This is a genomic window from Candidatus Mesenet endosymbiont of Phosphuga atrata, from assembly GCF_964020175.1.
Classification (GTDB): Bacteria; Pseudomonadota; Alphaproteobacteria; order Rickettsiales; family Anaplasmataceae; genus Mesenet.
Map to the genome: position 1 here is coordinate 175,980 of NZ_OZ026541.1, position 13,938 is coordinate 189,917.

Sequence of the window (13,938 nt, forward strand, 5' to 3'; positions counted from 1 at the left end):
GATAGAAATGAAAAAAAATAATGTAACCAATACTATTAAAATCACAAGTAAAAAATAGTTTTTACGCTTTTGCTTTTTGTGAAGCTGAGAAAAAGTCATACAATAACTAAAATATTGAGAATATTATTATAGAGCCAAAAAGAGCAAAAAGGTACGAAATCGAGTAGGAAAACATTCGCCTACAAGAGGAATCATCTTTTAGTGTTAAAACTCTAACTGCTTGCCATAAGAATACAGATCCTAGTAGAGTTGCACTTATCAAATAGAGCAATGCTCTTTTAAGAAAAAATACAGGAAGCAGGCTTACTAAGATCAATAGCACGCTGTATACTAATATATACATCCTGGTTTTTTGAGCACCATAAACAACAGGTAACATTGGAATATGAACTTTACTATATTCCTCACACCTGATCAAAGACAAAGACCAAAAGTGTGGTGGTGTCCACATAAATATTATGATAAACAATATCACGCTTGCCAGATCTATTGAGTCAGTTACAGATGACCAACCAATCATAGGAGGAAAAGCACCAGCAGCCCCACCTATAACAATATTATGTGGAGTACGTCTTTTTAGCCACATCGTATATATAAAAACATAAAACAGAATGCTTATTACAAGCAAAATTGCTGAAATATAATTAATTGCAAGTGCCATCATAAAAACAGATAAAATTCCAAGCGCAATGCCAAATTCAAGTGCATTATCTGGAGCAATATTACCAGAGGGTATTGGCCTATTTTTTGTTCTTTCCATAAGCCCATCTATATCACGATCATACCACATATTAATTGCCCCAGCTGCACCTGAACCTAAAGCTATAGATAGTATAGATATAAACGCCAAAAAAGGATGGATTGTACCAGGAGCAGCAGTCATGCCAGCTACTGCAGTAAAAACTACCAGATACATAATTCTTGGTTTTAATAAGCGCCAATAATCAGTTATGCAAGAATTCACGTTATATGATAAAACACTCGTTTGCATCAATCTATTTTTGGTGGCTTTTCAAAAGTATGAAACGGAGCAGGTGATGGAACTGTCCACTCTAAAGTATCACCCTCCCATGGATTGCTAGGAGCTTTTTTACCTTTAACTAAAAGATGTACTACTATGTAGATAAAAAATAAAACTGATGCAAATGATATAAATGCACCAATAGACGATACATAATTCCAAGGGATGAATGCATCTGGATAATCAGGTATACGCCTTGGCATACCTGCTAATCCTAAAAAATGCTGAGGTAAAAAAGTAATGTTAGTACCAATAAAAGTAAGCCAAAAATGAATTTTACCTAAAATTTCGCTATATTGTTTACCTGATATTTTTCCAATCCAGTAATAAAACGCGGCATAAGCAGCAAATAAAGCTCCTAAGGACATAACGTAATGAAAATGAGCCACAACGTAGTAAGTATCATGCATTAGCTTATTGATGCTACCGTGCGATAAAACTATACCAGTTATTCCACCACCAACAAAAACAAATAAAAACCCTAGTGCAAAAAGCATCGGCGTTTTAAACTCAATTGCACCACCCCACATAGTTGCAATCCAGCTAAATACTTTTATTCCCGTTAGCACACCTATAAATATCGTTGAAGTGCTAAAGAATATTACCGTTTCAGTGCTCAGACCAACAGTGAACATATGATGGGCCCACACTAAAAAACCTAAGGTTGCTATACCAATCATTGCATAGATCATAACTAAATAACCAAAAACAGGCTTATGAGAAAAAGTGGATATGACTTGACTTATAATACCAAATGCAGGAAAGATAACCACATATACTTCTGGATGACCAAAAAACCAAAATAGATGCTGAAACAACACTGGATCACCACCACCTGCTGGATCAAAAAATGCAGTACCAAAATTGCGATCAGTGAGGAGCATAGTAATAGCTCCTGCCAAAACTGGTAAAGCAATTATAAGCATAAAAGCTGTAAGCAAAATAGACCAAACAAATAGAGGCGTTTTATGTAAAGTCATTCCAGGGGTGCGCATATTAAATATAGTCACGATAAAGTTAATAGCACCAACAATTGAAGAAATGCCAGCAACATGCAGTGCAAATATTGCTAAATCAACAGCGGCACTGGGGTGAGAATTAACCTGCGATAGTGGGGGATATAAGGTCCAACCAGTACCAGCTCCTTCGCCAACGAATACAGACATAATAAGTAAAATGAAAGATGACACAAGCAGCCAAAAGCTTAAGTTATTCATACGTGGAAAAGCCATATCTGGTGCACCAATCATAAGAGGAACAAACCAATTACCAAAACCACCCATCAAAGCTGGCATAATCATAAAAAATACCATAATCAAAGCATGACCTGTAACTACTACATTATATAATTGATAATTATCACCAAAGATGTTGATATGCATAAGTTGCATGCGAAAAATCAAAGATAAAGCACCACCTACCACTCCCGCAAAGATGGAAAAGATAATATATAAAGTACCTATATCTTTATGATTTGTTGAAAATAACCAACGTTTTAAGCCTTTTGGTATATCACTCATGCTAAATCCTCTTTAGTCAGTTTACTAATAGACTGAAATTCAATCCATCTTTTAAAATCTTCCTTACTTACGGCTTGAACAACAATTGGCATAAAACCATGACCCCTGCCGCATAATTCAGAGCACTGTCCATAATAAATTCCTTCTTTTTTAATATTAAACCACGCTTCATTTAATCTTCCAGGTACAGCATCAAGTTTTATACCAAAAGCAGGAACAGCAAAACTATGTATTACATCACCAGCTGTAACTTGCAAACGAATATTTGTGTCAATTGGTAAAACAGCATAATGATCAACTGTGAGTAACCTTGGCTCTCCAGGTAGCAAATCAGAATCTTGTTTCATATAACTATCAAAGGCAACTCCATCATACTCAGGGTACCTATAACCCCAATACCACTGATAACCAATAGCTTTAAGTGTAAGTTCAGTTTTAGGAATTTTTTCCTGTAGCTTCACAAGCCTTATGTTACTTACAGTCAATATAGCCACAATAAATAGAGGGACAACTGTCCAAGTAATTTCAAGAACAGTGCTGTGTGATTTTTTGCTAACTTGCATATTTCCTTTCTTGCGAAAGCGCAACATTATATAGCCAAGTAAAAGACATACAAACCCAAATACTGCAAACATCACAAGCATAACAAAAGAGTGCGCCTTATCCGTCACTTCCATCAGCTCTGTTGCAGCAGGTTGAAACCCAATTTGCCAAGGCATAGGAGCGGCAAAAGAATCAATTGAATATAAGGTAAAATATAATAAAAGAAATAATCGAGCAAAAATCATATTTTTCTTTACCAGTTAATTTTCTTATATTATTAAAGTAAGAAAAAAGCAAGAAATAATATTTATGTAAAACATTATACCTTTTATCTAGTTTAAATTAAATTTAGTATACATCTAAAAATGATCCAGGTTAAAAGTAGCTATTCAACCACTATGGATTAGAAATCCAAAGAATGAGAAAAAGCATAGAATGCTAATTTACCAATTCTCGTTTAGAGTGATTTTATCATCTGATCAGTTACATTTCCCTTACAAAATAGCCAACTGCCCATAAATCCATTCTTCAATTCCGGAAAATTTTGTTGTTGAACTTCTTCTCTTTGCACTAATTTGCTAAATATAGAAACATATATATGGACATGATTTCCTGATAATTTCTACTTCTACATACCTCTTGTACTACATCTTTGGTTCTCTACCAACACTGATATTTCATACTATATGATATATATACTGAATGGCTGCTTTTCCTGTAATATCTCCTCAAACTTACCATCAGCTATTATATACTTGAAAGCAATCCCAAATCTGGGATAATAAAAATTGTTGATTTAAAACTACTGCGTCTATAACTTTAAAAAGAATTTAAATTTGGAGAAATCAATCGATTTGTCATTACGCAAGCCCGTTTAAGTAAAATGAACAAAGCCCTTACTTTTTAGAGTAATTGGCAAATTATCTTTATCCCTTACAATAACCTCTTTACCATCTGTAATTTGCCCTATATTTGTTATATTAACTCTACACTTTTGCGATATTTCATCAATTTTATTGCTATGCTCACTGCTTGCTGTAAATAACAACTCATAATCATCGCCCCCTGTAAGCACTAGATCAATATAATCTGGCTTTTCTTCTACTACCTCTCTTGCTGCAAATGATAGTGGTATTTTATCTGAATGCAGCTCCATACCTACGTTCGATAACTCACATATATGCTGGGCATCCTGTATTAAACCATCAGAAATATCAATACAGGATGAAGCAAAATCAGAAATTGCCTGCCCTAAAATAACCCTCGGTTCTGGAACATCATAACGACCTTTTAAATGTCCTGTACTATCTCTTATAATTCCTTGATATGCAAGAAGGCCAAGTGCTGCATCTCCTATTGTGCCACTAACATACACTAAATCGCCTAACCTCGCACCTGATCTACATATAAATCTATCACTCTTTATTCCAAGTGCTGTTATACTGATAATAACTTTACCATTGTGAGCTGTGGTATCACCACCTAATAGCTTCACTTGAAAGTATTTATTATCCTCCTTGAGCCCAGCTACAAAACCTTCCCACCATAAATCATCTACGTTATTTGGCAAAACAAGACCCAACATATAACCATAAGGAATTCCTCCTACCGCTGCAATATCAGAAAAATTGGTTCTTAATGATTTTTTTGCTAAGTTATAAGGCAAATAGTTTGAAAAAAAATGTACACCTTCAATTAGTATATCTTTTGTAATAATATATGAGCTATTTGCTAAAGTAGCAGCATCATCTCCAATTGAATTGTTTACATCTAAGGGTTTTAAATATCTTTTAATATACTCAAACTCTCTCATATATACTTAAATCAATAATGTGTTATGTATAGTAAATAATATTAAAGTATAAAAATGAAAAAGATTTCTAAATGTATCTATTATGCGTTTAAAGATACTATTGCCCATGATGGAGAAGAGTATGCAGGGTACTTAGCATTTATTATTTTGTTATCCATTTTTCCTTTTTTAGTATTTCTTACAACCTTAGCTGCAACTGTCACTAATTTCTTAAACCAATATGATATTGACAAAAGACTCTTGTCATTTATTACCGAAAATATGCCCAGTGATATGATGTCATCACTGATGCCTCGCATTAATGAAATTGTATCTGGTCCCCCACAAAATCTACTGACGCTTGCCATAATTGGTGCTATATGGACTGCATCTTCTGCAGTTGAAGGAATAAGAGGTATACTAAACAAAGTATACAGGGTTTCATCTCCACCATCATACATATTGCGAAGGTTACTTAGTATAATCCAATTCTTAATTATTACACTGATTATAATAATCACCATAATGTGTGCCACTTTAATACCAATACTAGAAGATTTTTTTAATTGGAAAATTAGTAGCTATATTAGATTCATTATAGTTGAATTTGTATTATTCATTACAGTCTGTTGGCTGTATTTTTTGTTGCCAAACGTAAAACAGAAATTTATCAATGTCATCCCAGGTAGCATAATGGTTATAATACTGTGGACTCTGTCAGCTATAGCTTTTACCAAATATTTACAGACTTTCCACCAGCTTAGCATCATATACGGCAGCTTAGCTGGTATTATAATTTCCCTTTTGTTCTTTTACGTTTTGAGTTTCATTTTTATATATGGAGCGGAATTTAACTACAAGTTTAAATATTGCAATTCTGTGCAAAAAGATATAAAGTAAAAGTTATTTATTAGCAAAATGAGTGATTTATTATCTGGTAAAGTAGCCTTAATTACTGGAGCTTCAAAAGGGATAGGAGCAGCGGTAGCCAAAAGGTTTATACAGGAAGGCGCGCATGTAATTTTAGTATCTAGAAATATTGAAGATTTAAGGGAAGTAGATGATGAAATAAAAAAATTAATTCCTGATAAAAAAGAAGAATCTAATACTACTTTAGTACAGCTTGATCTTTTAGAATTTGAAAAAATCAAAGAGCTTGCAGGAGCAATTGACAAACAATATCAACGTTTAGATATTTTAGTCGCCAGTGCTGGGGTATTGGGTGAGTTATGCCCTGTGCAGGATTATGATCCAGATACATGGGAAAGTATTATAGGAACCAACTTTAACGCTAATTGGCACTTAATTAAGAATTTAGATCTATTACTTAAACGTGCTGAAGCAGGAAGAGCTATTTTTGTTACCTCAAATACTGGACAATCACCAGCTTCCTATCCATATTGGGGGCCATATGCTGCCAGCAAGGCTGCTTTAGAGGCAATGGTAAAAGTGTATGCAGCAGAAACAAAACACACAAAATTATGTATTAATATAGTACAACCAGGAACAATAAATAGTGGTGTTTACAAACAGGCATTCCCTGGACAAGATGCATCTAAACTACCTTCACCAGAAGAACTTACCGATAAATTCTTAGAACTCGTATCTGAAAATTACAAAGTTAGCGGAGAGATCTTTCAATTATAACTAACCAGTAAAGCAACTATCTAACAAAAAGTAATATCCTCTACTTCTACAAGAGTTTTGTACAACTCCTTATTCTATTACAAGCTCTTTACTATTCCTTATTCTTTTCTCTATAAAAAAGCCTATTTAGGTCAAATTTTTAGACTACTTTTTACTTTCATTATCATTTATCTCTTGATAATCAGAATCAACTACTTTCTCATCACTCGATTGATATCCTTCATCATCTGTTGCTTTAGAATTAGAAGCAGTATTTTGCTGTTGCTGAGAGGCAGCATACATAGCTTCACCAAGCTTCATAGACACTTGAGAAAGATTATCAATTTTTTGCTGAATTAAGTCAGTATTATCAATATTATCAGATTTTATAGATTCCTTTAATTCATTAGTTGTATTTTCAATATTAGATTTATCATTAGCAGAAACTTTATCTCCATACTCTCTTAAGGATTTTTCTGTAGAATGAATCATACTGTCAGCGTTATTTTTAACTTCAATAAATTTTTTACGTTTTTCATCTTCATTTGCTTTTTCTTCAGCTTCTTTAACCATACGCTCTATCTCATTTTTCGATAATCCACCAGAGGACTGTATTGTTACTTTTTGTTCTTTACCAGAAGCTTTATCTTTAGCAGAAACATTAACAATACCATTTGCGTCTATATCAAAAGTAACTTCAACTTGCGGCATGCCACGTGGTGCAGGTGGGATACCTTCTAAACTAAATTGACCAAGCAGCTTATTATCAGCAGCCATCTTTCTTTCCCCCTGATATACTTTTATTGTCACTGCAGTTTGATTATCCTCAGCAGTAGAAAAAACCTGAGATTTTTTAGTAGGAATAGTAGTATTGCGTTCAATAAGAGAAGTAAAAACACCTCCGAGTGTCTCAATTCCAAGAGAGAGAGGAGTTACATCTAAAAGCAAGACATCCCTTACATCACCTGCAAGTATAGCTCCTTGTATAGCAGCACCCATTGCTACAACTTCATCTGGATTAACACTTCTATTTGGCTCTTTACCAAAAAATTCTTTTACTTTCTGTATAACTTTTGGCATTCTCGTCATGCCGCCTACTAAAATCACCTCACCTATAGACGAAGTAGTTAGTTTTGCATCTTCAAGAGCTTTTTTACAAGGAGCCATAGTCCTTTCTATCAAGTGATCAACTAAACTTTCAAGTTTTGCCCTAGTTAATTTTATATTCAAATGTTTAGGACCACTACTATCTGCAGTAAGATAAGGCAAGTTTATTTCTGTTTGCATAGAGCTTGATAGTTCTATCTTTGCTTTTTCAGCAGCTTCTTTAATCCTAGACAACGCCAATCGGTCAGAGCTAAGATCCATTCCATTTTCTTTCTTAAATTCATCTAATAAGTAATTTATTATACAACTATCGAAATCTTCACCGCCTAATTTAGTATCACCATTGGTAGATTTTACTTCAATAACTCCTTCACTTATCTCCAGTATAGAAACATCAAATGTACCACCACCTAAATCATAGACAGCTATAGTGTGGCCATGTTTTTTATCTAATCCATACGCTAAAGCTGCAGCAGTTGGTTCATTTATTATTCTTTTAACTTCTAGGCCTGCTATCTGGCCAGCATCCTTTGTGGCTTGACGTTGAGCATCATTAAAATAAGCAGGAACGGTTATTACTGCTTGTGTTACTTTCTCCCCAAGGAAAGTTTCTGCTGTTTCCTTCATTTTTTGTAATACAAAAGCACCAATTTGACTAGGTGAATATTGTTTACCCCAAGCATCAACCCAAGCATCACCTTTTACATTAGCTATTTTGTATGCAGTTCTCTTTTCAGCATCATCAAATTTACGTCCTATTAACCTTTTTGTTGCTATAAATGTACCGCTAGCATTTGTTGATGCTTGTCTTTTAGCTGCAGCGCCAACTAACATTTCTTTTGACTCAGTAAAAGCTACTACAGAAGGGGTAGTTCTTGCACCCTCACTATTTTCAATTACTTTAACTTCACCACCAATATTAACTGCAACACAAGAGTTAGTAGTTCCTAAATCTATACCAATAATTGCCATAAAAACTGCTCTCCTAAATTAATTAAACTCAAATTATATCCTTAACTATATAGTAATGATTTATTAGATTACAACCCCTATTATCTTTAGATAAGATTAATTACATAATTTCAATAAGCGTAACAACCACCGAGTTAACCAAGATTTACCTTTTTTAATATTGTTAGTTCTATTTGACTTATGCAAAATTTTGCTATTCTTTCTCTGACTTTTTTGATTACTTTGATTAAAATCTAAAACTGGTGAATTTTCACAGTTATGAACATCACCACCAATCTTAAGATAGAAGTTATCTATATCAAGATTGCTATCAACATCAACATTAAGTAAAATATTGTATTCCCTTTCTATCTCAGATATCATGCTGCGTTTGCTATTAAAAATATAAGCAATAACCCAATAATTTGCATATAAGTTAAAAATCTTACCTCGATTCTTATCAACAGCATACTTAAGCTCACGCAAGATAGAAAGCGCTATAACTTCCATAGATTTTATCTTTCCTATACCTTTACAATAAAAACATTCAACAGTATTAGACTCTAAAATACTTTGTTTGATTCTTTGTCTTGAGATTTCCATTAAACCAAAAGAATTAATGCATCCATATTGAACCTTAGCTCTATCATTCTTAAAAGCTTCCTTAACGGCCAATTCAACTGCCTGGCAATGCTCTTGTTTTACCATATCTATAAAGTCAATTACTATGAGGCCAGATAGGCCACGCAAACTCACCTGCCTAGCTATTTCTTGAACTGCTTCCATATTAGTTTTATACGCTGTTTCCTCAATACTTCCTTCTCCTGTCATTTTACCTGAGTTTACATCTATTGATACCAAAGCTTCTGTTGGTGTTATTACTAAGTAACCACCAGAAGGTAACTCTACTAAATTAGTGTATAATTTTGATATTTGTTCTTCAACTTTATAATAAACAAAAATCGGTAATATATTTTTGTATAATTCAATACGTAATTTATTTCTTAATGGCTTAACATATTCTTTAACTATTTTATAAGCCTCTTCACCTGATACTATTATTTCACCTACTTGATTATCGTAAAAATCCCTAAGTGATCTTGTAATAACATCAGTTTCACTATGAACAAGGACCGGAACCTTGCTATCTGTAATGCTATTTTGCTTATTCTGAATTTTTTTCCACACAGAACACAGTTCTATATAATCTTGCTCTATTTCTTCCTTTTTTCTAAAAGCACCAACAGTTCTAATAATTAAACTAGTTTTTTCTTGTAATTGTATACTACTTAACACCTCTCGTAGATACTTCCTAACATTTTCATCCTCTATTCTACGAGACACACCACCCTTGCTATTAGAATTTGGCATTAAAACACAATATTTACCTACTAAAGTAATGTATGTTGAAAAGGATGCTCCCTTGTAGCCACGAGCTTCCTTTGTAAGTTGAACTAGAATTTTTTGATTTAACTGTATTACATCCTGCAGTTTATACTTTTTATAAACTGGCAAACTGCTTTCATTGCTATCAGTGCAATCATCACTACTCTGCTCTGAAACTGACTGATCACTACTAATTGATTCTTTATTGTTTTGAACACATTTCTTATAAGAATAAAACTGCTGAAGTAAAAGCTTTTTCTCATCTTCAGGAAGCTGGTAATAAATAGGTGATATCTCATAAAATGATAAAAAACCTTGCTTATTTTTTTCATATTCAATGAAAACTGCTTGTAGAGAAGGCTCTATACGCTTAACTAAAGCAGTATATATATTACCTTTTAATTGTTTTTTTCCTTTAATATCTTGCTCAAATCCAACTATTTTATCATCATCTAAAACAGCTATTTTTATTTCATCTTGCAATATAGCATCTATTAATATTTTTTTATCACGACTTGACACGTATATAACTTTAAATAATAAATCATTAAACCCTAAATTTTATTTAATACCAACAATAATTGTCAAGAATCTTAACCCATACAACACATGAGGTCTCCATACATACTTTTGTAGTAATATGAATAGTATATTAATCTTTTTTTAAGCTGTTTTTAATTAGCTAAACTTTAATTTAATATAATACCACATGAACAAAGGGTTTTCTCTTTTGGAGTTAACTATAGTATTAATTATTTTATCTATAGTTTTTAGTAATGTATTATCGCTGAAAAACAAATACATAAATAAAGAAAAATATCAGCAAACATTGAAGAAATTGGATCTGATAGAAAAAGCAATTGAATCATATGCAGCTTCTCATAATCGTCTTCCATGTCCAGCAATAGGAGAACTTAAAGCTAGCGAGAAGAAGTTTGGCCTGGAGAGCACAAATCTTGAAGACGGAAATTTTAAATGTAGGGACCTAATACTGTTTAAGCAAATATCACATGGAACTGTACCAGTACGTACTTTACAGCTTGATGATGATTTCATGTTTGATGGCTGGAACAGACGCATCGGGTACTCAATTGATAGCAATTTTTCTAATCCAGAATATTACTTATCCTTACATAATGGTTCTATAAAAATAATTGGAGGAAATAATCAAGTAAAAACAAATCATGCAATGATGGTGCTTGTCAGCCATGGCAAAAATGGATATTGTGCATGGCCACATTATGGAGAAACACAAATTTACAATAGCTCTACTAATGATGATAAAAGAGTAAATTGCTCAAACTATCAAACTGGTAATCATATTTTTATACAAAAACCTTTTTCAAAACAAAACCCTTCAGATGAACTTAGTTATTTCGATGACATTGTTAGATATAAAATGAGATGGCAATTTAATTAAAATTGTATAAAGGTAACAGATATCTCAAAAGTGCTTTTACTCCCACTCAATTGTAGCAGGTGGTTTTGAGGTTATATCATACACTACCCTATTTACATTTTTAACCTGATTAACAATTGCATTACTAACATTTTGCAGAAAGTCCCAAAATATCCCTCCATATTGTTGCTTTGCCTCAAAAGGAAACGCATCTGCAGTCATTGCATCTGACGATGTTATAGCTCTTAGAGCACATACATATTTATAAGTCCTTCTATCTCCCATTACCCCTACAGTTTTAATTGGTAGCAATATGGCAAAAGCCTGCCATATCGCACTATATAAATTATAATCCTTCATCATATTGATATATATATGATCTATTTCTTGCAGTGTTTTAACTTTCTCTTCTGTGACTTCACCAATAATCCGCAAAGCAAGTCCAGGACCAGGAAATGGGTGACAAAAAAGAACATCATCTGGCAATTCTAATTCTTTACCCAGCAGCCTTACTTCATCTTTAAACAAGGAACGCAAAGGTTCCACAAGCTTTAATTGCATTTTTTCTGGTAGCCCACCAACATTATGATGAGATTTTATTTTCGTGTCCTGTCCATAACTTGAACCAAAACCTGATTCTATCACATCAGAATATATAGTTCCCTGCATTAAGAAATCTATATTACCTATTTTTCTTGCTTCTTCTGTAAAGATATCAATAAAAGTGTTGCCAATAATTTTACGTTTTTCCTCTGGATCAACTATTCCTTTCAATTTTTCAAAAAACAAGTCTGATTTATCTACAGATATAAGTGGAACTCCTATCTTTTCAAATATGGCTTTTGTATCATGTGCTTGATTCTTTCTGAGCAAACCCGTATCGATAAAAATGCAGTGCATCTGCTCACCTATTGCCTTATGCATTAGCACTGCTGCTACACTTGAATCAACACCACCACTTACAGCTCCTATAACCTGCTTGTTGCCAATTTCGTTTTTTATCTTTTTTATCTGCTCTACAGAGAAAGAGTCCATAGTCCAATTTCTTTCACATTTTGCTATATCGAGAAAATTTGACAATAACCCCGTTCCATTATTTGTATGCCTAACCTCAGGATGAAATTGAGTGCAATATATTTTTCTTGCCTCGTTTCCTATTATCGCTGCAGCATTACTTATCGCTCCAATTGCAATTGTATTAAACCCACTTGGCACGCTTATTACACTATCTGAATGGCTCATCCATACATCTATTTCAGAACCAACATTCCATAAACCCTGAATAATAGGAGAATCAGCCAATATCTTTATATTCGTCCTACCGAATTCTTTTTTACAATCAGATTGTATTTGCACTCCAAAATAATGACAAATTAACTGCTTTCCATAACATATTCCAAGTATTGGAATACCTCTGTTTTGGTTTAGATTCATAATATCATGAAGCAACAATACAGCAGGTTTTTCTGTGTTTATCGAATCCGGCCCGCCTGATAAAATAAATGCGTCAAAATCAGATATCTCATCAGCTGCTACAGTACAAGGAAATATTTCAGAATAGATTCTCATCTCTCTAATTCTTCTGGCAATCAATTGCGTGAATTGCGAACCAAAATCGATTATTGCTATCTTTGACATTTAATAACACTGGTAACTAGTTATTATTTATCACAAATCTACACGATAGTTAAGATATTTATTCGTGTGCTTGATTCAGTAATATGTAGATTTTATAAAACTAGGGATGAATGTTGAGTCGCATTGTTCCAAAAGAATTAGCTAGATTGCCTACTCAATTACTTGCTGATTGTGTAAACGATACAAATCTTAAGCTTACGGATGATAGGGTACTCGATACATATCCTAAAGACGACGCTGCTATATCATAGGTAGCTACAGCAGCTGTATTAATGGAAGAACAAATAGCCCTAGTAGTAGATGACTCCATTACACTTTTAGTAATTGCCTTAGTAGTTGCTGTAGTTACATCTATAGAAGCGCAAACTGTATTATCGATAGCTCCAATAACATGCGCTAGAAAAGGTGCTACTGTTGGTGATATGTAAGAATTCTCACTACTTGTAGCCAAGATCATAAGTGGCCTATAAAACAGACTTCTTGCTATATAGCTAACACGATCTTCTGAGAGTGAAGCATTAACTTGGTTGATATTATATTCGATAATTACTCTTCTTTCAGGGTTACACATAGTTAGGTTACTAAGCAACTCCTCCTCATGATTAATATTCTCAGAAGATTTCGCTTTGGAAAAAAATTTTGGCAATATAAAAATACATGCAGCAGTCATTAGTGTGAATGTAATAGAAGTCATTTCAAACACTCCAGTTAACTGTGGAAATTGGATGCAAAGCCCAATACCTAAAGCATTTATTACTAGCAAGCATGTAATGAATATTAAAATTTTATTTCTTAATTCTTTATTATTTAATCTATTGCTGAGCATTGTTGGAGCCATTGCAGCAGCAGGAATGACATTTAGCATATCTCCCTCTCATATTAATTTATATATTAACATATTGTATATATATTTTATTATTAAGTCAATTTCCTTAAAAAATTAGGATTTAAATTA

The 13,938-nt window shown here is 33.2% G+C and carries 11 protein-coding genes; 3 read left to right on the forward strand and 8 right to left on the reverse strand.

All coding sequences use genetic code 11. From position 1 onward, the window contains the following. Positions 1 to 106: 106 nt before the first annotated feature. The 4 genes from AACL09_RS00810 to thiL form a co-directional block, all read right to left on the reverse strand. A complete protein-coding gene (locus tag AACL09_RS00810; protein ID WP_339048117.1) occupies positions 107 to 991 on the reverse strand; it encodes a heme o synthase in 885 nt (294 codons plus the stop codon). Further along, complete coding sequence (ctaD, locus tag AACL09_RS00815) at positions 991 to 2,541, reverse strand: cytochrome c oxidase subunit I (protein WP_339048119.1); 1,551 nt, start codon at positions 2,539 to 2,541, stop codon at positions 991 to 993. The genes AACL09_RS00810 and ctaD overlap by 1 nt, the downstream gene beginning before the upstream one ends. Further along, on the reverse strand, positions 2,538 to 3,329 hold the full coding sequence (coxB, locus tag AACL09_RS00820) for a cytochrome c oxidase subunit II (RefSeq protein ID WP_339048121.1): 792 nt from the start codon (positions 3,327 to 3,329) through the stop codon (positions 2,538 to 2,540). Before coxB ends, ctaD begins: the two co-directional genes overlap by 4 nt. Before the next feature lie 629 nt (positions 3,330 to 3,958). Continuing rightward, entirely contained in the window at positions 3,959 to 4,897 is a 939-nt protein-coding gene (gene thiL / locus AACL09_RS00825) for a thiamine-phosphate kinase (protein ID WP_339048122.1), read from the reverse strand. Positions 4,898 to 4,951: 54 nt separating this feature from the next. Here thiL and AACL09_RS00830 point away from each other — a divergent pair, with 54 nt between their 5' ends. Next, on the forward strand, positions 4,952 to 5,776 hold the full coding sequence (locus AACL09_RS00830; RefSeq protein ID WP_339048124.1) for a YihY/virulence factor BrkB family protein: 825 nt from the start codon (positions 4,952 to 4,954) through the stop codon (positions 5,774 to 5,776). An 18-nt stretch (positions 5,777 to 5,794) separates the two neighbouring features. After that, positions 5,795 to 6,523: an SDR family NAD(P)-dependent oxidoreductase gene (locus tag AACL09_RS00835; RefSeq protein ID WP_339048126.1), complete on the forward strand. Its 729-nt coding sequence runs from the start codon at positions 5,795 to 5,797 to the stop codon at positions 6,521 to 6,523. 144 nt (positions 6,524 to 6,667) lie between these two features. Here the strand turns inward: AACL09_RS00835 and dnaK are convergent, their stop codons facing one another. Next, positions 6,668 to 8,581: a molecular chaperone DnaK gene (dnaK, locus tag AACL09_RS00840; protein ID WP_339048128.1), complete on the reverse strand. Its 1,914-nt coding sequence runs from the start codon at positions 8,579 to 8,581 to the stop codon at positions 6,668 to 6,670. A gap of 96 nt (positions 8,582 to 8,677) precedes the next feature. Next, entirely contained in the window at positions 8,678 to 10,468 is a 1,791-nt protein-coding gene (locus tag AACL09_RS00845; protein WP_339048130.1) for an Rne/Rng family ribonuclease, read from the reverse strand. Positions 10,469 to 10,655: 187 nt separating this feature from the next. Here AACL09_RS00845 and AACL09_RS00850 point away from each other — a divergent pair, with 187 nt between their 5' ends. Then, entirely contained in the window at positions 10,656 to 11,366 is a 711-nt protein-coding gene (locus AACL09_RS00850; RefSeq protein ID WP_339048132.1) for a type II secretion system protein, read from the forward strand. Between the two features lie 36 nt (positions 11,367 to 11,402). Here AACL09_RS00850 and guaA read toward each other — a convergent pair whose 3' ends face one another. Beyond that, positions 11,403 to 12,983 (reverse strand): glutamine-hydrolyzing GMP synthase, encoded by a 1,581-nt coding sequence (gene guaA / locus AACL09_RS00855; protein ID WP_339048134.1) that lies wholly within the window; start codon positions 12,981 to 12,983, stop codon positions 11,403 to 11,405. 154 nt (positions 12,984 to 13,137) lie between these two features. Then, positions 13,138 to 13,848 (reverse strand): hypothetical protein, encoded by a 711-nt coding sequence (locus tag AACL09_RS00860; protein ID WP_339048136.1) that lies wholly within the window; start codon positions 13,846 to 13,848, stop codon positions 13,138 to 13,140. Positions 13,849 to 13,938 lie beyond the last annotated feature (90 nt).

Bases quoted from the DNA above. Each gene is read 5' to 3' on its own strand.
- AACL09_RS00810 (WP_339048117.1), bottom strand. From the start codon at position 991: ATGCAAACGAGTGTTTTATCATATAACGTGAATTCTTGCATAACTGAT.
- guaA (WP_339048134.1), bottom strand. From the start codon at position 12,983: ATGTCAAAGATAGCAATAATCGATTTTGGTTCGCAATTCACGCAATTG.
- AACL09_RS00860 (WP_339048136.1), bottom strand. From the start codon at position 13,848: ATGCTAAATGTCATTCCTGCTGCTGCAATGGCTCCAACAATGCTCAGC.
- AACL09_RS00830 (WP_339048124.1), top strand. From the start codon at position 4,952: ATGAAAAAGATTTCTAAATGTATCTATTATGCGTTTAAAGATACTATT.
- AACL09_RS00850 (WP_339048132.1), top strand. From the start codon at position 10,656: ATGAACAAAGGGTTTTCTCTTTTGGAGTTAACTATAGTATTAATTATT.
- AACL09_RS00835 (WP_339048126.1), top strand. From the start codon at position 5,795: ATGAGTGATTTATTATCTGGTAAAGTAGCCTTAATTACTGGAGCTTCA.
- dnaK (WP_339048128.1), bottom strand. From the start codon at position 8,581: ATGGCAATTATTGGTATAGATTTAGGAACTACTAACTCTTGTGTTGCA.
- ctaD (WP_339048119.1), bottom strand. From the start codon at position 2,541: ATGAGTGATATACCAAAAGGCTTAAAACGTTGGTTATTTTCAACAAAT.
- coxB (WP_339048121.1), bottom strand. From the start codon at position 3,329: ATGATTTTTGCTCGATTATTTCTTTTATTATATTTTACCTTATATTCA.
- thiL (WP_339048122.1), bottom strand. From the start codon at position 4,897: ATGAGAGAGTTTGAGTATATTAAAAGATATTTAAAACCCTTAGATGTA.